Below are 19,695 nucleotides of genomic sequence, written 5' to 3' on the forward strand. Positions count from 1 at the left end.
ATCACCGCCACACGGAACAAACCGGAAGTTTTTCTCAAACCTCGGCTTTCACCACCACCGCCCGCCTTCGCTTGCATTTACAAGCCTTTAGCCCATTTCCCCATCATTTTCTCATTTCTCAAACTTCCGAATCCTTTATAGTTGGTACCTCAAAAGATTCGAGGCAGTACAAACGTATGAAAGAATTATGCCGAAGAGAAGGATTATCTAAAATGAAAAAGGCGGTTTAACCCGCCTTAGTCTAAGTAAACAGACGCAATCTGTTTTTACTTTGACAAAAATTTCACCCAATCATAAGGAGCTTCAGCGCCACTTTCAGCGACTTGTTCGGCTTTTTCTATCAGGAAATTCGTCATTGTGTTAATAATCCAATTGTAGTTGTCGTGACCAACGGAGTGAAAATCGGCGTCCGGTGCCGGGTTGAGGTAATCAATGGCGTACGGGATTCCGTTTCGAACTGCAAATTCAAGTGTATTGAGTTCATAGCCTAACGCATTACAAATGTCGAGGCAATAGGTTTCGAGTTTTTTCTTCATTTCCTCTGTTGGTTTGAAATCGGCAACATACCTGAGATGATGCGGGTTTCGCGGTTCATAAGGCATAATATGAACATGCTTTTTCCCAACACAATAGCAGCGGTAATACTCAGTAAAATCAATGTCTTCCTGCATGACCATAACCAAGTCTCCGGTTTGGTTATAGACGCTAAAAAATTCATCAGCATTGTGAATTTTATAAACATTCTTCCATCCACCGCCTGAATGTGGCTTAAACCAAAAAGGAAACCCGATATACTCAAAGTACTCTTGCCAATTGAGAGGGTAAATGAGATTTCTCATTGAATCGGAGGTTGTGTTCGGTGGGTGTTGGTTGCTGGGAAGCAAAACCGTTTTTGGAACAGGGATGCCCATTTTATCCGCGACTGCATAATTAAAAAATTTATCATCAGCACTCCACCAAAAAGGGTTGTTAACAACATAAGTTCCGCTCAGGATAGCATTCTTTAAATAAGCACGGTAAAAAGGAATGTCATGAGAGATACGATCGAGAATGACTGTATATTCACACGGCTCAGCCATTTTTGCACCGCCGGCACGAACAAATTCTGCAGAAATTTTCTTGCCCGATGACTCTGCAACCCGATTTATATTGGCGATAAGGCCTTCAGGAAAACTGTTTTCCTGCCCACGGAGAACACCGATTTTCAAGGTTTCACCTTTTTGATTTCGCTCAATCGTGCCTTTTTTTGTTTTTGCCATAGGAATTTTTGAATAAGTTTATTGAATGAATTACGGGTAAATTTACTAAACACAACGACGATTCTTTGCAAAACAAAGTCTGAAATCAGAAAAAGAGATAAAAAAACATTCACTTTCTCAAAAATCCGAAACTTTACTCAATTTCTCTTCGTTAATCGACAAAATGACTGCAAGTCATTAAATAACTGATGGTCATTATGTTCCTGAAAGTTCAAAATTTCACTGAAAACCATTTTATGAAATCGCTTATCAAAACGCCAAAACGGCTGCTCGTTATTCTTTTTATAGGCGTAACGGCATTGTTAATTGTTCCGCTACGAGCCCAAGTGAAGATTTTATCTCTTGATGAAGCAGTCACACTTGCTTTGGAAAATAATCGTGAATTGCAGATTTCTAAATTAGAAAGTGAAAAAAACGACCAATCGGTTCGTGAGGCGTGGGGAAATGCAATGCCTTCCATTTCATTTTCAAGTAACTTTACGCATAGTTTTCAAACCGCACAATTTTTCCCTCGCAGTTTCGGAAATCCGGGTGCAACTGGTTTTCAAGGCATTACACTTTCCGGAGTAAATAGCGCAAATGCAGGAATTACACTTCAGCAACCACTTTATCGCGGTGTGGTTTACGCTGCAATATCAGCTGCAGATATCTTTGCAACTTTGAGTCAAAAGGGTGTTGAAGCGACAATGGCTCAAACCATTACCGATGTAAAAAAATCTTATTATGATGTGCTCATTGTTCAAGAGCAATTGAAGCTCATCGATCAGAGTATAGCGCGATATGAATTGGCTTTGAATGACACGAGAGGGCTTTTTCGTCAAGGGTTAGCCTCCGACCTTGACACATTAAGAGCGTATGTCGCCCTTGAAAATCTTCGGCCCAGTCGTATTAAAGCGGAAACAGGAATCGATATCGCGCTCACGGTTTTGAAAACAAAGATCGGAATCAGCGCTACCGATAATATCTCACTCAGTGATTCTCTTCAAGAAAATGGACTTCAAGCCCCAATTGCTTTTGAAGAAGCCTATGCCACCGCACTTTCCGAACGCCCAGAGGTTGAACAATTAAAATTGCAAGTGGATGCAAGCGAAGCCTTAATCGACGCTGAGTTTTCGAATCACCTTCCAACTTTAGACGCTTTCGCACAATTTCAAACGCTAACCCTTACCGATAATTTTGAATTTTCAAAATATAACTTCATTAGTCAGTACTCTCTTGGAATTCAATTGAATGTTCCCATTTTCAACGGATTTAAGACAGATGCAAAGGTTCAAAAGGCAGAGATTGAAAAGAAGCAATCAGAAACTCGATTTGAAAATCTGAAAGAACTTATCCGCGCCGAAGTTCGGGTGAGTCTTTCGGGCGTTCAAGAATCTAGAAAGCGAATCCTTTCACAATTAAAAACGGTTCAGTCTGCCGAAAGAAGTTATGAGATTACCAGAAGCCGTAGGCAGCAAGGCTTGGTTTCACTTTTAGAGGTTTCAGATGCAGAACTTGCACTCGCTCAAGCAAAAGGAAATTACCTTCAAGCGGTGTATGATTTCCTGATTGCAAAAGCCAATCTGGATAAAGCATTAGGGGTGGCGACTAAATTCGCAAAATCAGAATCAAAGAAGTGATTTTAACTCACTAAGTGCTTGTATAAGTTGCATCAGCAGTTAAAGCAAATTAAACTTACTGCTTAGTTCGCTTCAAAAACAAAAAAGGGCTTCTCCGAAAAGAAGCCCTTTTTATTGCTGAAATTAAACGGATTGAAAGTGTTAAAGCCCTTGAAATGATTGGTTACTTCTCATCATATCCACCAGCAAAGTTTTGAACGCACATTGTTCGATAAACTGAATGTGCACCAATCCCAATTCCCACAACATTAAACGAGCTGTTGAAGATATTCACGCGATGACCACGGCTTGGTACACCATCATCAACAATTAATTGAATCACGATCTCCCTCGCTGTTTTTGAGCCGTAGGCAATATTTTCACCGGCGCTCATTTTCCAAGTTCCATAACGATTCATTCGCGATCCCATATCAGATCCATTAGAACCGGTGTGTCCAATTTTTCCCGTTGGTCCTTGATCATTACAATGATCTTTGGCTGCTTTCGCTAAACCGTTTGAACTTTTCAAGGCACCAATCGGCTTGGCACCTTTAAGATACCGAATCGCTTCATCCAAGGCATCAACGCCTTCGCTGGTAATGATTGCTGTTTCACCGGGTTTTTCAAAGCGTTTGCCTTTGAAATAAGGCCTTATCGATTCTAATTCAGCTGCGTAGGCTTGCGGGTTGGTTCGTGCACGGTTCAATTCAGAGACCACTTCATTTTCGAGAGCGCTCATTGAAGTCGAATTGTTGTTTGAAGACGAAGCAGGAGTGGGCGGAGCATCAGCATGTTTTGGGATATCGGCAGTTGGTGGTGGCAATGGCGGTTCGGGTGGCGGCTCTGGTTTTGAACGGCGGCGTTTTTTTGATTGAACCGGTTCTCGAAATTTCCATAAGCGAATTGCTTTGCTATCGCCTCCGCTTGCCAATTGACTTCCATCGGGACTAAATGCGACGGCATAAACAAAATCGGTATCCATATGTTCGAAAAGCAACTTGCCTGTAAGCGGATCCCAAATACGAAGAAAATTATCGGAACTTCCGCTTGCTAATAATTGGGCATCGGTATTGAAAGCAACGGCATTAACTTCAATGGCAGCATTATGTTTTAGCGTTTGAGCAACCGTTCCTGTTACCATACTCCAAAGCCGAACATTGCCATCTTGACTTGCAGTTGCAAGAAATTTTGAATCGGGGCTAAATGCCATACCTTTAACATAATGATCTTTGGCATAGGCTAAAAGCTTTGCCTTTTGAACATCCCAAAAAGCAATTGAGCCAAAACTCATTACAGCGGCAATGACGCGGCTATTAGGGCTGAAAGTAAGTGCTGAAATTTGATCCAGACCTGCTTCCATTGTTCGAAGCAATTCACCGGTTGATACATCCCAAAAGCGAATGGTGTTATCGTAACTACCCGTGGCAATAACTGTTCCATCATAACTGAAGGAAACAGAGAGGATATCACGCTTGAGCCCGCTCATCGATTGGAGTAGCTTTCCGGTGCGGGCATTCCAAACTTTAATGAGTCGATCGTCACTTGCTGTAACCAAAAGCGTTTCATCGGTAGGGCTAAAAGCAAGAGATCGAATTGCCTTTTTGTGTGCGCCCTTTATAACCCGGAGTTCCTCGCCGCTTTCTGCATTAAAAATATAAATGTTCCCTTCGCGTCCCGCTCCGGCAACAAGTTCGCCATCGGCATTAAATGAAATAGAATTAACTTTCCCGACAAGTTGCGCGCGGAGAGGGATTGTCTCAGAAAAAAAGATTGAACAAAAAAGGATTAGGAAAAAAAGTGGTTTCTTTTTCATATCAGATGTCTTTAAGAAATCAAATAAAGCCAAATTGGAAATTCGCAATTCTATATTTCGTTAAAACTGCACTTCAAATGAAATTTCCAAGAGTGAAATCAATCAACTTGAATATAGATGTGCGTTTTTTGCATAACAATGACACAAATATGTCATTTCAGTGAATTGGTTTATTCGTGAATTCAAACGAAGAGATTATTTTATAAAAAAATTGAATAAGCTTTGCCAAAAGGAGAAGAAACGCCGCTGATGCGGCAATACGAGAAGATAAAATCGCAGTATCCCAATGTGGTTGTTCTTTTTCGTGTAGGTGACTTTTATGAAACATTTAATGACGATGCCAAAAAAGTATCGGCAGCCTTAGGGATTGTATTAACCAAACGCTCGAACGGCGCGGCCTCTGAAGTGCCGCTTGCCGGATTCCCGCATCACTCACTTGACGGATATGTAGAAAAGTTGGTTCGGAAAGGATTTCGAGTTGCTGTGTGCGATCAAATGGAGGATCCAAAATTTGCAAAGGGAATTGTCAAAAGAGAAATTACGGATATCATAACACCGGGCGTAAACTTTAGCGATAAACTATTAAGTGAACGAAAAAACAACTATCTCACCGCCCTCCATTTTTCATATCAAAAAAAGGAAACGATTGTGGGCGTGGCATTTATTGATGCGACAACAGCCGAATTTCAAGTATCTGAAATACACCTTGCCGATCTCAAGGATTTACTAAGTACCATTAACCCAGCTGAGGTTTTAATTTCAAAATCAGAAAAAGCGAGAATCACGGAGATAAAAAAATTTATCACTGAATCTGCCTTTACCGAATTGGAAGACTGGCGATTTCAGGGTGACTTTGCAAGAGAAACGCTCACCACGCATTTTCAAACCCACTCCCTTAAAGGTTTTGGGATTGATGGATTTCAAGAAGGAATAATCGCTGCGGGAGTAATTCTTGGGTACTTACAAGAAACACAACGCGCAAAACTTTCTTATATCCAAAAAATTACGCCCTTTGATATGGGCAGTGTGATGTCGCTTGACCCACAAACAAAGCGAAACCTTGAATTAACCGCAACACTTCAGAATGGGGGAAGAGAAGGTTCTTTGCTTTCAGTATTGGATAAAACTCAAACCTCAATGGGGGCAAGGCTTTTCAAAAAAATGATTGCCCGTCCTTCGAAAGATTTATCCTTAATAAATTCAAGGCTTGATGCCGTAAGGGCCTTTGTAGGTTCAAAGGAAATTCGCACAGCACTTTGTGAATTGATGAGTAACATCTGTGATCTTGAACGCGTGTTTTCAAGAATAGCAACACATCGGGCATTGCCAAAAGAGATATTAGCATTTTATGCTTCAACGGCGTTAGTCCCAAAAATTAAAGAGATTCTTTTGAACATACCCGCTGAGCCCTTTCCTGAACTGCTCAAAGAAATTTGGGATGGACTTTATGAAATGAAGGAAATCCAAGATGAAATAGAACGGGCGTTAAATCCCGATGCTTCAAATTCTTTAGGCGAAGGCGGTGTGATTAAAGAAGGCTACTCGCCTGAACTCGATGAGTATCGAACACTTTCCTCTCATGCAAAAGACAGACTTTTAGAAATCCAAGAAGAAGAGCGGGTAAAGACGGGAATCGGATCTCTGAAGGTACTTTACAATAAAGTCTTTGGTTATTACATCGAGGTTAGTAACGCAAACCGCGCAAAAGTCCCTGATTATTACGAGCGTAAACAAACGATGGTAAATGCCGAGCGATTTATGATTCCGGCGTTGAAAGAATATGAAGAGAAAATTCTCAATGCTGCAGAGCGCATCGCGGAGTTAGAAGTAAAACTTTTTCAGGAATTACGAATAAAAATATCGAAAGAATCGGGTCTAATATTAAGAAATGCCGCTTCTATCGCACTTCTCGATACCCTGCTTTCGTTGGCAACCGCGGCGATAGAGTATGATTATGTTTGCCCTGAACTTCATGAAGGTGATGAGCTAGAAATAGAATTGGGTAGGCATCCGGTGCTTGAACGAATTTTACCCGTGGGCGAAACTTATGTTCCAAACAGCACCCTGCTCAATCACCAAACGCGCGTGATGTTGATAACCGGACCGAATATGTCGGGCAAGAGTTCTTATTTGCGTCAAACCGGATTAATCGTTCTATTGGCTCAAATCGGGAGTTTTGTCCCTGCTGCGCGGGCGCGCGTGGGAATTGTTGATAAAATATTCACCCGTGTGGGTGCTTCGGATAACTTGGCTGAGGGTGAAAGTACCTTCTTGGTTGAAATGAATGAAGCCGCCGCAATTCTTAATAATGCCACCGCAAAGAGTTTGATTCTGCTTGATGAGGTGGGGAGAGGAACGAGCACTTACGATGGAATGTCAATCGCTTGGGCGATGACTGAATATTTGCACGATGTGATTGGCGCAAAAACTCTGTTTGCAACGCATTACCACGAATTATCCGAATTAGAAACGCAACTCTCAAGGCTTAAAAATTTTCATGCGACCGTTGCGGAAAGCGAAGGAAAGGTAATCTTTTTAAGAAGGATTGAAAAAGGTGCGGCTGAAAGCAGTTTTGGTATTGAAGTTGCAAGAATGGCGGGGTTGCCGGAACAAGTGATTTCACGCGCCAAAGAAATCTTGGGTGAATTGGAATCGGCTGAAGCTGCGGCATTCAATGACGGGGACTCGTCTCCTTCAAAAGGAAAAAAGGGGAAAAAGGCAGAGCGGTTTTCGAAGGTCAAACCGAAGGATGATTTTTATCAAATTTCCCTTTTTGAAATTGGGGATTCAAAAGTGAAGGAAGCACTTGATAAAATTGATGTTAATAAACTTACGCCAATCGAAGCCCTTTTAAAATTAGCAGAGATAAAACGACTCGCCGAGAAGCTATGATAATGAATTGCCTCCGGAAAGAAGGTTAAAGCAAAGTTTTTTATTAAAAGGAGTTCGATTCCTTTGCAGATTGGTAGAAAACACCTATCTTTGCGGCTCACTTTGAAAAATTTAGACGCGATTTTTGAACAATGAAAACGCTCGTTTCCATTTCTGATAAGCAGTTTTTTGTAGAAGCCGGGGATATGATTAATGTTCCGACTCAAAAAGCAAATGTAGGGGATACAATTACCTTTGATAAAGTATTGCTGACTGCGGACGGTGCAAATACCAAACTTTCACCAAAACTTACGGTCACTGCAAAAGTTTTAGAACACTTTAAGGACGATAAAGTCTTGATCTTCAAGAAAAAACGTCGCAAGCGTTACCGCCGGACAAAAGGTCACCGACAAGGTTTGACCAAAGTTGAAATTGTCTCGGTTGGATAATATTTTAATTCACACTAAACACTAACGACGATGGCACATAAAAAAGGGGCAGGGTCGACGAAGAACGGACGCGATTCCAATCCGCAATACTTGGGAATTAAAGCTTTTGGCGGAGAAACTGTAAGCGCAGGTTCAATTATTGTTCGCCAGCGCGGTACGCGCTATAAGCCCGGAAAGAATGTTGGCTTGGGCAAGGATCATACCATTTTTGCTTTAACCAACGGAACCGTTCTTTTCAAGACCGGTAAAGAAGATAGAACTTTTGTTCATATCACGCCTGTGGCACAAGCGTAAAAGCTTGTTTCATTAAGACTTTAAGGCTGTTTATTTCCGGATAAACAGCCTTTTTTTATTCATCGAAATTTTAGTTATGACAATACGCTCTTTGAAAGCGGAGGATAAAGAACCTCTTCGAAAACTTCTCTGGGAAACGAATTCCTTCAGAAGCGATGAGATTGAAGTTGCGATGGAACTCGTTGAAGAAAATCTATCGAAACAAGGGAAGCTTACGCCGGAGGATTATCACATTGCTGTTTCTTTCAACGATGAATCAAAAACCGTTGAAGGCTATGTCTGTTTTGGGAAAACACCAATGACCATCAGCACCTTCGATTTATACTGGATTGCTGTTCATCCTAAAGCCCAAGGAAAAGGGCTGGGAAAAAAATTATTTTTTTATGCTGAAATGGAATCGGCAAAGATGGGTGGAAGACTTTTTGTCATTGAAACCTCCTCACAACCTAAATATGAGGCGACGCGTCAATTTTATGAACGTATCGGTTGCACATTAGAAGCGACCATTCGAGACTTTTATGACCTTGGCGATGATAAGCTCATTTACTCAAAAAGAATCGAAGGCCATACTATTGGGAAGGATACACACAGATAATCAGATGTGTGGTATCATCACTGCCTATAAATAAGCGACCTCGGCGGTCGGTGAGCAATCCAACAGGCCTTCCCCAACGCTCGGGCCGCGAGCCATCATATTTCGGTACAAAGCCTGTTAGGAAATCGGAGACGGAATTGGCTTCCAAATCAAAATCATTATCGAAATCGAGATATACGACCTTGTATCCTGTTGCAGGGTTACGATTCCACGAACCGCGATACGCCACAAATGCCCCGCGCTTAAACTCCTTTGGAAATGTTTCGTTTGCAAACTCAATAGCCATCAAAGCGGAATGGGCTTGAACAAGTGCAGCCGGTTGCTTCATTGAGCGCACACGTGCGGAGTCTTCTTTGGTGATGGGCAAAAGACGCTCGTAATCTCGGCTGCCTTTATAAAAATCAAAATAAACCCCGTGGGCATACGCAATCGGGTAGCCATAAAAACCGCCATCGCGAATGATATCAATCCACTCCGGTGGAATATCGTTGCCTTGATTATCGCTTCCGTTATTGGTTGCCCAAAGTGCATTGGTTCTTGGGTGAACCGTGAGCCCCACAGCGTTGCGAATTCCACTCGCATAAATTCTTCGGTTCTTCCCTTCAATTGAGTATTCTTCAATGATGGCGCGGTAGTCTTCGCGGCATACATTGCAAAGCGAGCCGATGGAGAGATACACTTTTCCATTTTTTTCATCAAAGGCAAGAGTGCGGGTATCGTGACCGCCGCCGGGTTGAGTGGCACCGGAGGCAATGTTATTGATGAAAACGGAGCGGGTTTCAAAGCGGCCATCGCGGTCGTCATCATTTAATTTCCACACACGGCGCTCTTCGGTAACATAAAGAGCATCTTGATAAAAGGCCACATCGTGGGGCGAGTCAAAACCTTCTGCGGCAATAAATGCTTCATCCGCTACGCCATCTCGGTTGCGGTCGGGCAGGGCAATAATTTCGCCGCTGTTTTTATTCGCAACATAAATGGTGCTATCCGGCGACCACGCCATAAAGCGGGGTTTATCAAGTTTCGGGCGGCCATTTCCACCGATATAAAATACTTTGGCGCGCCAACCCTGAGGAAGGTTTACTATTTTGGGTTCAATCAATCCTTTATACTGTTCGGGGATTTCGAGTGCAACCGAGCGAAGTTTTAAATCTTTAATTGGGGTTAACCTTACGCCGGATGGTTGAGCCAGAACGAAAGAAGCAGAAAAGAGAAGACAACAAATAAGAGTCAGGTGAGTCAATGAGAAAACATTTTGCTGTTGAGTCATAATCCAAAACAAAAATGTGTGAAATGAAAGTGGTTAAAATTTTTCACGAGCAGAGTCAAGCAAAAAGAGTTTCATTTGTTGTGAAGTAACTCCTTTTGAGAAAATTAAACTTTAAGCAGCAGGGATTGGCACATGTCAACACAATGATCGAATTAATCTGTCATAAAAATTGATATTTCAATCGAAAGCCTCTCGTAAACAAAATTGAACTCGTCGATCGTTGCATAGATTAATTTCCCGCAATCCATTAACCGCGCAATCACTTCATTATTTTTCTTTGGCACATAGCCAACTTTTTCACCGCGTTCTGTTTCAACACGAATTGCAAATTCGTCATAAAGATTTTCTTGTTCGCGAATTAATTTTAGTCGGTCATTTTTACGAAGAGTTTTTGATAGTGTCTCAGGGTCAGGATTTTCTAAATGAAAAGTTCCGGCTATATAGGTTTCAAGAAGAAGAATTTCTTTTGTGAATGGGAGGGGAAGAGGGCTTTTTCCATCTGTAACCTCATTTAAATATTTCCCTAAATGGATGTTGAAAGGCGAGAGATTTGGCATTGCAAAGAGAATTAAGTCAATAAATTTATGTTAGCTTTAAGCTGTTCTATTTGCATCTGAAGATTTTTTTTTAATCCTTCAATTTCATTTCTTTTATTTTCAATCTGAGCCGGATCGGATAAAATTGATTTATAACGAAACGGTACATCAAGCGAAAGGTTTGAAATTTTAGAGCTAATTTTGTTGATTTTTACCTCCCACGTTTCTCTTTCCTGCATCAATGTCTCTAAATGGCTTTCCTCTTTTTCAAAGTTTATCGGAATTGATGTTGTCACATAGTCCCAAAGCGTTTTCAGGGCATCTATATCACGATTTTCGTAGGCATAAAGGGCTGAATACCAAAGCCCTTTATGTACTTCAGTCTGATTTGGGTTTAAATCGGGATGCAAAGTTTTTGCCAAAGCGTGATAAAGACTTGTTAATTGTTTGCTAACTTCAGAACTCATTTGAGAATTCAAATGTTTTTTTGAGGATTCAACGGATTCTGCCCAAACTCTTAAAGATACCTTCCATTCTTCAAATTCAGTTTCAAGAATTTTATCAATCTGTTTTTCATTGGGATATTCATTCCTATTCAATGCAGCTTGAATCAATTCTTTTTTTCGTTGAAGTCGTTTTAAATCGCAATGAAGAAAAAAAACTTCCAATTCAAATTGGCCTATCTCCTTTTGATAGAGTGCTTCCAAATTTGGCTTTTGAACTTGAATCATATTATCGAAGGTTAAAAAAAGCTCTGCATAGGTTTCCTTAAGCTTATTGATGCACTTCTTCAAATCATTTGTTAGTGTGTGGGTCTGCGGTATCATAATATCTTAATCTAGATTATGAAGTGATGAAGATTTTTGAAAGTATTGAAATCTATTACCAAAGCTATTAAAGAATGTACTGCTCTTCAAAAAGCATTTTGGCGTTGTTGGGAACTTTCACGTTCTAAAATTATTTTTGCAATGTTTCAGTATAGATTTTTTTATTGAGTCGAGACGATAGTCGTATCTGCCCCTCGGCGGAAGTTGGATAGCCAACAGCGGGTGCAAATCCCGCCGACTTAACATAAATTTTGAATCTGAAAAGCGGCTCGACTGCTGAGTAGGATTCACCCGGGACGGTGAAAGCCGCCCCTTTTTTATTCAACGATCCGCAAGGAAGGCTTTACCCAAAATCATTATGTTTTTTTCCTTCAAGCGCAATTCTTCAACTTTAATCCTCACGGCTTCCAACACTGCTTGTAAATTCAACTTAATGTCGCTATTAGTGAATCTCAAAAAAGAAATTTCATATTGCGAAATCACGTCTTCGCGTGCTTTGTCCCTTGCCTGTGCCTCGTCGGTAAAATGAACGCCTCCATCTAATTCAATCGCCAAGCGAACTTCGGGTGCGTAAAAATCAATTACAAAGCGCTCGACGCTATACTGCCGTCGAAACTTACAGTTTGCCAGCCGTCGGTCGCGTACACAATTCCAAAATATCGCCTCTGCTTCGGTTTGGTTCTGCCGTAACTTCCGTCGCAAGTCTTTCACTTCCGTCCGATTAAAGACGCGCTTGGTCATATACTCTGCTTGGTTGATTAAACTTTCTACTGCATTGCATAAAATAACGGTTGTGGTCGTGTGCAAGTGTGCTGACCTCACCCTGTTTCGGCTTGTGCCGAAACGACCCTCTCCTTGCAAGGAGAGGGACGTTGCCGCTTGCGGCATCAGGGTGAGGTCACCACCACCGCAATCTCTTCCGCCGTTAAGCCATAAAGCGCATAAACCTTTTCATCAATCTCCCGCTCAAACCCCGCCGTCTCTTCGCCCACAGACTTCGCAGCAATTACCGTTTTTACCAATTCAACAATCTGTTTCTCTGTCTCGACTGAATCGGGTTTGGCGATGCCAAAAGCGTTTAGGTAATCGGGCGTAAAAGCAAAATAGCCGCCGCGAAAAATTGTACCTGTATTTTTTAAAAAATACCAAAGCAGTTCTGAGTTCAGTAAGCCTATCAAGTAATGATAGTCAAGTATAATTCCGCTCTTTTTAATCAAGCCAAAGCATTTTGTATTACCGTAAAAAATGCCTTCCAAATCAGAACTAAACTGACTTTTCAGCCCTAAATATGGACATATCAACTTTGGCTTATCAAACAAAGTCAAGTTTTTTGGATAGATATAACGAAACCAAAATTCGTCGTGCATCAATTTTCCATTTTCTCTTTCTCGCAAAACTTGTTCATTCTTTTTTAGATACGCATAGCCTTTTGGGAAAAGCGTTTTGATTTCTTGCTCCGTGTAAAGAGCGGCTTTACCATTGTTGAGTTTGTAAGGGAAAATTACATAGTTATTTGTTTTTAAGGTTTCGTAGCGATGCACTTGGTCGCCTTTAAGCAAGGGCTTTACAAGACCGCACTCGATTTCTACTTCTTGGTCAAGTTCTTTGGAATAGCCTTTAATGATGTAGCCGCTGTTCGTGCAATTCAAGAGGAAATACACCGAGTCTTTAGATGTTGCAATCCCTTGAAAGATTTTCTCAAAAATGTCTTTAACCTTTAAAGGTTGCTGCTGAATTTTCTTGAGAATATTATGGGTTTGGTTATCTGAAAGAATCCACCCTTCGAGGGAAAGCGAATCAGGGTTAAATGTATTAAATCGTGAATCATCGAGTTCATTTAGAAAATGGTGAAGGTCTTCATTAGTCAATAAATCTCGGTTTAATTGAAAATAATTAAGGTGATTTGAATTGGGTATAAACCATTGCAGACCCGTATAAGTGGAAGCATTAAATACTTGATAGGCTTCAAAGGAAATTATTTTCTGTGCTGCTTTATAATTTTTCACGACTTCTCGAAGTCCTTTTCCAAATGCGGAATTTGTCCATTTTACAGGCATGATATAATTCAATATCCCTCTATGTGTGAGCAATTCGAGCCCTCTTTCCACAAAGAGTACATATAAATCAAAAGAGCCTGTCGCTGAATTAAAAATACTTGCAAGTAAATTGGCATAAGCACTATTAACCTTTCGTATTCCTTGAATTCGTAAGTAAGGCGGGTTCCCGATAATAACATCAAAGCCTTTTGAAATGCCAAACATCCAGTTTTTGTCAAAAAAGGGACTTGGTATTGAGTCATTGAATGGGTCCCACACGTCAAGTCTCGCTGCAATAGAAGCAAAAAGCGGCGGGCCTTCTTTCAAGTCTGTAAGCGTACTTTGTTTGGTGTTTTCGAATTTGGCTTTAATGAGTGCTTTCTTTTCAGGGTCGTGAGCATGATCGTAATAGGTATTTCTCAGCGTTTGCAGTTCGGTGAGGTGCTTTTTATAGGCTTCAAAAAAGATATTAATCTCAGACGTTTTTTCAAGTTCCTCGAGTCCTAATCCTATTAAGGTATCGGCACAAATGAATTTAAAATCAAGGTTGGGCAGGGGCTTCAAGTTGAAATTGTGTTTTGTGTCTATGGGTTTATACTCTTCATCCAAAACCAATGAGAGCCACGCGCGAAGCCGTGCGATTTCGGTGGCCATCGGCATAATATCCACGCCATAGATGTTGTGGCTTAAAATATCCTTTTTGAGTTCATAACGGGTTTTGAGTGTGCCCAGTGCTTCGTTTAACTCCACCAATTGATGCAAGGCTCCCATCGGGAATGCACCCGAGCCGCACGCGGGATCCAATATTTTCACGTCTTCTATCCAACGAAGCAGCTTTTGACGGTCCTCTTTGCTTTCAATGGCTTTCTCGGGATTTTGAGAAAAGAGTTTGGTGAGGCTTTCATCAATCAATTTTTTTTCTGACTTGGAAAGTTCTGCTTTTTTGAGTGGGATTGAAAGCTGTTGATGCGGTTTTTCTCCAAAAAGATTTGGAGTGGGTTCGGGGTTATTGAGTGCTTCGGTTTTGGCCGAAAGAATCTCCTCTTCCCACCGCGAGGCGAGAAATGTTTTGAGGCTTTCGCGCACCATATAATCCACAATTTCGCGGGGCGTATAAAACGCGCCAAAGGCTTTGCGGTCGTTGGCTAATTGTTCGGTTTCCTGATTTTGGCTGGCCAAAAGGTTTTCGAAAATGCGGCCAAGCATTTCGGGGTCAACGGCCACTTGTTGGTAGGTGCTGCTGCTTTCATCAACCGTGAAGTCGTAGCTTTCGAGGGTGGAAACAAATTCTAAAAGCCACACATCAATGGAAAGCGAAGGAATTGCACGGTCTTCGGCGCTGAAATCAAAAAGGCCGCCATTGAGATACGGAACTTTAGAAAAATGTTCGGCTGCAAAGGGGTGGATTTCTGTATGCGCACGATCTTCAACTTTGGTATTGAGCGTTTTGAAAAAGAGCGCCGATAAAATGGTATTGAAAAAATCAGGATTTGCGTCAATGGCTTTGGTGCCAATTGATGCAGTCGGGATGATGCCCTTTTCCTTGAGAAACCAACAAAAGATATAGCGGCCAATGAGGCGAATGGCAAATTGTTTTTGGAGCCTGTCTTCGATGGCAGGATACTGATAGCGAATAAGACCAAGCAGTTTATCGAAACTTTCTTTTATGGCTTTGTAAAACTCCTTATTGACCTCTTTAATATCAAGCGACTCCCAAAGCACAGTTGCAATATCAGGTTTAGGAAGCCGTTCAATCCCTTGCCATTTATGGAGAATTTTTTCGTGTTGGGTAACCGTAAGCCGATTAGCAAATGTAATAATGCGCTTTTGATTGCCTTTATTAAGGACGATAAAAAGCTTTTGATAGTCGGGCGTAGTAACAAAATGGATAAAATAGGGACGAGTTGAAGGAAGCGCGGCGGGGCTTCCTTCACCACCTGCATTCATGAGAGATTCAAAGGCTTGGTAACTTGTTAGGCCCGGGTCGTTATCGACCAGTTGAACGAGCGTGTCTTTGCGTATTTTTTTTAGAACAGCAAATCGCACGAGAATTTTAGTATGGTATGCAGAAAGACGGAATAATTGTGCCTGATTGGTGATTGGCGCGCCTGCAAGCCACTCGCGGAGTTTTTGAGTTTGAGGTGTAATGAGTGGCGGTTTCTGAAATGGTTCTGCGGGAATGCCCATCCACTCTAAAAGGGCAGAAGAAAAGGCAAGAATATGGTCGCGTTTTCCTTCGGAAAATTTGGAAAGAAGTTCATTTAAGCGAGGTAATGACATCATAAAAATTTGGAATTAGACGGTGAACACTTGGAGAACATCAGCTAAGCTTGGTATTTCTTCTCCTGTTGAAGAATTGGGTTGTTCTGAAAACTTTAAGAACGTTTGAATAATGCCATCATCAAACGCGTTCCCACGGCGATTGGCGCGGTTGATGTCACGAATAAGGCGTCTGGTTTCTTTGATTAAAAAGGAATTCGAGGTATGATTAATGAAATCATCGACTTTCATAATATCGTTTTCGGCATACCCTAAAGTAATCATACGGCGAAGCAGCGTGCCGATTGCTTCACGATGGGCTTCATTGAAACGATTATTGTGCTGAGCAATCGGAATTTGGTAATACTCTTTGAAATGCTCTAAGTAGGTTTCGAAAGGTGCTTTTTCTTTGAAGTTATCTCTGAAGCGTTTATTTTGTTCAACTGATGCTTTTATATAGAGAAGTCCTTCATTAAGCGTAATCTGCTCCGGGATAATTTCGCTTTTTTGGCGTTTAAAGAGGAAAAAATAGCCGGAAGACTCTGTTGTATCAGTACCTGCAGAAAAATGAACCAAATAATTAAACCCGTCATCGTCTTTCTTCCGCTGGATTTTGCCCCATTTCCCTTTAGGAAGGTTGATAATGCTTTGTTTATAAGATTCTGAGAAATTGGTGTTTCGGTCAAATTCTCGTAAGTCTTCGAGGAAGATGTCATCGGTAGCCAGTAATTCGGAGGTTTCAAAGATGCGTTGAAACGCGGCGAGTCGTTTTTGTTCATCGCGGCTGTAAAGGTCTTCGGAAAATTCCTGTGAGATAGGCTCTTCGTCAAGAACGCTTTGGTCTGTGCCGACGGAATAGCGTATGAGATTAATCTTATCTTGAAGTTTACTAACCAAATTCAAATAGCTTTCAAGTTGCTCGGTTGGTCTGAAATTATAGATGAATATTTCTTCAAACGGGCTCCCAATACGATTTATACGGCCATTGCGCTGAATCATACGAACCGGATTCCAATGCAAATCATAGTTGACAATCATTCCGCAATCTTGAAGGTTTTGCCCTTCAGAGAGTTTATCGGTAGCGAGTAAGTAATCAATTTCTTTTTCACCCTGCTTCAAGGCGTATTTCTTCGCGTTTGGAGCAAAACGGCAAGCAAAGTTTTCAACCTCATTTTTTGTACCGAGTGCAAACTCCACATTTTTTCCTTTCGTCAGAAGTTGGGGGAGATGTTCTTTGAGATACTGAAGAGTATCGGCAAAGTAGGTAAAGACTAATACTTTTCGATCGTCATTTGTATTGAGGTGTTTTGCTAGAACCGCAATCTTATCATCTTTTTTGATCAGCAATTGAATTTGCTTTTTTAAGATGTCAAGAAGGCGGAGGTCTTTTTCGATGTCTTCTTTGAGAGTTTCGATTCTAAAGTGCGCGTTGCTTGCTTCAATAGGTGCATTCTCGCCAAAGTCAAAGGAATCAATATCAATATCGAGTTCATCTTCCTCGGCATTTTGTTCGTTATAGGAATCAAGCACTTTATTGAGAGCGTCTAAGTTTTTTATCGAAAAAATGCGATTGTATTTCAAGAGATTGTTTTTGAAATCGGTTAGCTTTTTTTCGTAAGTGATGATGGATTTTTGAATTGAAAAAATTGATGATTCCAGCCGCTTTAGGAATACCGTTCTAAAAATACCGTAAATCCCGATTTGGCGAGTTAAAAGCCGGTTATCATCGACATCAAGATTAAGATCGTCTCGATTAATCCCGTAGTATTCGTGGCGGTAAATATTATAGCGATAGCAAGGGAAACCAAGGCAAAGAATTGCAGAATAGATAATTTCGAGAGATGAGTGAATTGGTTTTTCTCTTTTTGAATAATGGTCAAAGAGGTCAAGTGGATGTGCAAGAAACTTGAGTTCGGCTAAGCTATCGATATTGAAATTCAAAGCCTCAGATAGTAAAGGATATTCTTTAGAAAGTTTAAGAAGATCGGAACGGTATTGATTGGGAACTTCGTACTCTAAATTGTCTGGAATTGACTGAGGAAATTTTACTTTTTTTCCATTGATTTCAAGTCCCTCAGGGTATTCTTTTTCGATTCCTTGCCGGGTACGTTTTACAATTACTTTGTTTAAGAGAGGGGTAAGTTGTTCTCTTAAACCGCTGTAATCAACAGACCTTGTTTCACGAATTTGTCTTTTAATTTCTTTTTGAATGCTTTGTATTCGGTCTTCGAAGGTGATGTATTCGCTTCGTGATCGATCATAAAACTTACCGATAGTTTGAAACTCGCCTCCCGATCCCAGCATGATTTGATTGGTAAGATCAGTGAGTTGGTTGTTTATGGGTGTTGCAGTCAGTAAAAGTGTTTTTGAATTTGGGTTAAGCCTTCGCCAGTCGATAAATTCTTTGAACCTATCTCCGCCGCTTCCACGAAGGTTATGGCTTTCATCAAACACAAATAACCCGATTGGGATGTTGTAAACTTCTCGAGTTTGCTTGATTTTGGCAATATCCTGTAAACTGTAAATTTCAGGTAAGTGGGCAAATTGAAAGTCATTAAATGCTGATTGCCACTGCGGTATGAGGCTTGCAGGTGCAACAATTACCACACGTTGATTTTTGATGTTTTTATAATAAGAAATGACCTTTATTGCCGTGTAAGTTTTACCTAACCCTACTGAATCAGAAAGCATTGCCACACTTTGGCGTTCAAGTTTTTTAATCAGTGAATTTGAATTTTTAACCTGAAAAGGAAAAAGTGTGGGTGAATTTTCGTCTTCTGTTTCTTTATCGAAGACAGAATTTTTCTCATCGTTTAAGTCTTCTCCAAAAATCCTGTAAAGTGAGTGGATATACATTTCATATGGGCTATAACACATAGAGCCGTGTCGGCTTAATGTCAGAATTTCTTCAACAAAAACCTTTGTCCAAGGTTCACTTTCTTGCCAAAGACTTTCGAACCAAGAGCGATGCGAAGGATGTTGGGAGATGTTTTTTCGGATATAATTAACCGTTGCGTTATTGTCTTCCACCTGATTGAGCTCTAAATTTCCTTCGAGTCCCTGTTTAGTGAAATTTGAGCTCCCAATTATTCCAATCGCATTTTCTTCTTCAGAGCCAAAGATGTAGCACTTCGCGTGGAGAAATGACTTTTTATATACGCGTATTTCAAAACGGCTGTCAGCATTTTCAGAAGAAAATTCTTGAAGGAGCTTTGCTGCAGAAGAATACTCGTCTTTAAAGCTTAAGGTTTCAAGATCTCTTTTGAGGTACTTCTGAGGAAAATCGGGATCTGGTTTTGAAGGATTTTTTATTTGATATGATCGCACACTTGGTTCTTCACCTAAAAGCAGGTGCAAACGAGTATTTCCTCTATTAAAAAAATAAGATAGTTCCGATTGTAGTAAAGCAATTGCTGGTAAATCCCAGTAACCGGTAGCAATTGAAACTTCAGATACCGATGGGTTTTTGAAAAGATTCTTTAAGGTTTCTGATAAGAGGTAATCTTTGCTTGAATTATCAATAAGCTTAAAATTGCTTTTCATAATTTTTTTTGAATTGGTAGTTTGTGGAAGCGAAAAAAAGAATCAAAAAAATAAGTAAATATCACCAATAGTTAGCTCTTCGAGAAAAGCTCGACATTAAAGACGCCCTCGACACGCTTAATTTTTTCGACAAGGCGGTAGAGGTAGTCGATATCTTTCGTTTGAAGAATCGCGATGCATTAAACTATTCCGTTTTTTTGAATATATAGGGATTGTGTGAGAGTTTTTGATACTTCAAAAAAGTGTTATTGAATACTTTGAATCAATCTTCGTTTTCAATGTTTATGAATAACGGGAATTGAAATTTATTAGAGGCATGAAGCATTTCAAAAATTCATATTCATT

At 40.7% G+C, this 19,695-nt stretch carries 15 protein-coding genes; 6 read left to right on the plus strand and 9 right to left on the minus strand.

The window, feature by feature from the left end; translation table 11 throughout:
• Positions 1–230 (plus strand): hypothetical protein (locus SFU91_00015; GenBank protein ID MDX2127402.1); only part of this gene is annotated, 230 nt, incomplete at its 5' end.
• Between the two features lie 36 nt (positions 231–266).
• Here the strand turns inward: SFU91_00015 and SFU91_00020 are convergent.
• Positions 267–1,259, minus strand: a complete 993-nt coding sequence (locus SFU91_00020; protein ID MDX2127403.1) for a hypothetical protein — start codon at positions 1,257–1,259, stop codon at positions 267–269.
• A gap of 236 nt (positions 1,260–1,495) precedes the next feature.
• On the opposite strand from SFU91_00020, the gene SFU91_00025 reads away from it, so the two are divergent.
• Positions 1,496–2,878: a TolC family protein gene (locus tag SFU91_00025; protein MDX2127404.1), complete on the plus strand. Its 1,383-nt coding sequence runs from the start codon at positions 1,496–1,498 to the stop codon at positions 2,876–2,878.
• Between the two features lie 163 nt (positions 2,879–3,041).
• On the opposite strand, the gene SFU91_00030 is transcribed toward SFU91_00025, so the two are convergent.
• Positions 3,042–4,670, minus strand: coding sequence for a CAP domain-containing protein (locus SFU91_00030; protein ID MDX2127405.1), 1,629 nt, complete (start codon positions 4,668–4,670; stop codon positions 3,042–3,044).
• Between the two features lie 249 nt (positions 4,671–4,919).
• Here SFU91_00030 and mutS point away from each other — a divergent pair, with 249 nt between their 5' ends.
• The 4 genes from mutS to SFU91_00050 all read left to right on the plus strand — a co-directional run bounded on the left by mutS (position 4,920) and on the right by SFU91_00050 (position 8,879).
• Complete coding sequence (gene mutS / locus SFU91_00035; GenBank protein MDX2127406.1) at positions 4,920–7,562, plus strand: DNA mismatch repair protein MutS; 2,643 nt, start codon at positions 4,920–4,922, stop codon at positions 7,560–7,562.
• Between the two features lie 131 nt (positions 7,563–7,693).
• The gene (rplU, locus tag SFU91_00040; protein MDX2127407.1) at positions 7,694–7,990 is read left to right on the plus strand and encodes a 50S ribosomal protein L21; all 297 of its coding nucleotides are present in this window, start codon (positions 7,694–7,696) and stop codon (positions 7,988–7,990) included.
• Positions 7,991–8,020: 30 nt separating this feature from the next.
• The gene (gene rpmA / locus SFU91_00045) at positions 8,021–8,284 is read left to right on the plus strand and encodes a 50S ribosomal protein L27 (protein MDX2127408.1); all 264 of its coding nucleotides are present in this window, start codon (positions 8,021–8,023) and stop codon (positions 8,282–8,284) included.
• A 76-nt stretch (positions 8,285–8,360) separates the two neighbouring features.
• Entirely contained in the window at positions 8,361–8,879 is a 519-nt protein-coding gene (locus SFU91_00050) for a GNAT family N-acetyltransferase (protein MDX2127409.1), read from the plus strand.
• On the opposite strand, the gene SFU91_00055 is transcribed toward SFU91_00050, so the two are convergent.
• The 7 genes from SFU91_00055 to SFU91_00085 form a co-directional block, all read right to left on the minus strand.
• Positions 8,854–10,149, minus strand: a complete 1,296-nt coding sequence (locus SFU91_00055) for a PQQ-dependent sugar dehydrogenase (protein MDX2127410.1) — start codon at positions 10,147–10,149, stop codon at positions 8,854–8,856. The genes SFU91_00050 and SFU91_00055 overlap by 26 nt on opposite strands.
• A 152-nt stretch (positions 10,150–10,301) precedes the next feature.
• Entirely contained in the window at positions 10,302–10,706 is a 405-nt protein-coding gene (locus SFU91_00060; protein ID MDX2127411.1) for an HIRAN domain-containing protein, read from the minus strand.
• 11 nt (positions 10,707–10,717) lie between these two features.
• Positions 10,718–11,512, minus strand: coding sequence for a hypothetical protein (locus tag SFU91_00065; GenBank protein ID MDX2127412.1), 795 nt, complete (start codon positions 11,510–11,512; stop codon positions 10,718–10,720).
• A 130-nt stretch (positions 11,513–11,642) separates the two neighbouring features.
• Positions 11,643–11,837: a hypothetical protein gene (locus SFU91_00070; GenBank protein ID MDX2127413.1), complete on the minus strand. Its 195-nt coding sequence runs from the start codon at positions 11,835–11,837 to the stop codon at positions 11,643–11,645.
• Positions 11,834–12,400 (minus strand): endonuclease domain-containing protein, encoded by a 567-nt coding sequence (locus SFU91_00075; GenBank protein ID MDX2127414.1) that lies wholly within the window; start codon positions 12,398–12,400, stop codon positions 11,834–11,836. The genes SFU91_00070 and SFU91_00075 overlap by 4 nt, the downstream gene beginning before the upstream one ends.
• Positions 12,400–15,831, minus strand: coding sequence for an Eco57I restriction-modification methylase domain-containing protein (locus SFU91_00080; protein MDX2127415.1), 3,432 nt, complete (start codon positions 15,829–15,831; stop codon positions 12,400–12,402). Before SFU91_00080 ends, SFU91_00075 begins: the two co-directional genes overlap by 1 nt.
• A 12-nt stretch (positions 15,832–15,843) precedes the next feature.
• On the minus strand, positions 15,844–19,350 hold the full coding sequence (locus SFU91_00085) for a helicase-related protein (protein ID MDX2127416.1): 3,507 nt from the start codon (positions 19,348–19,350) through the stop codon (positions 15,844–15,846).
• Positions 19,351–19,695: the final 345 nt, after the last annotated feature.

Source organism: Chloroherpetonaceae bacterium, from assembly GCA_033763895.1.
Lineage (GTDB): Bacteria > Bacteroidota > Chlorobiia > Chlorobiales > Thermochlorobacteraceae > JANRJQ01.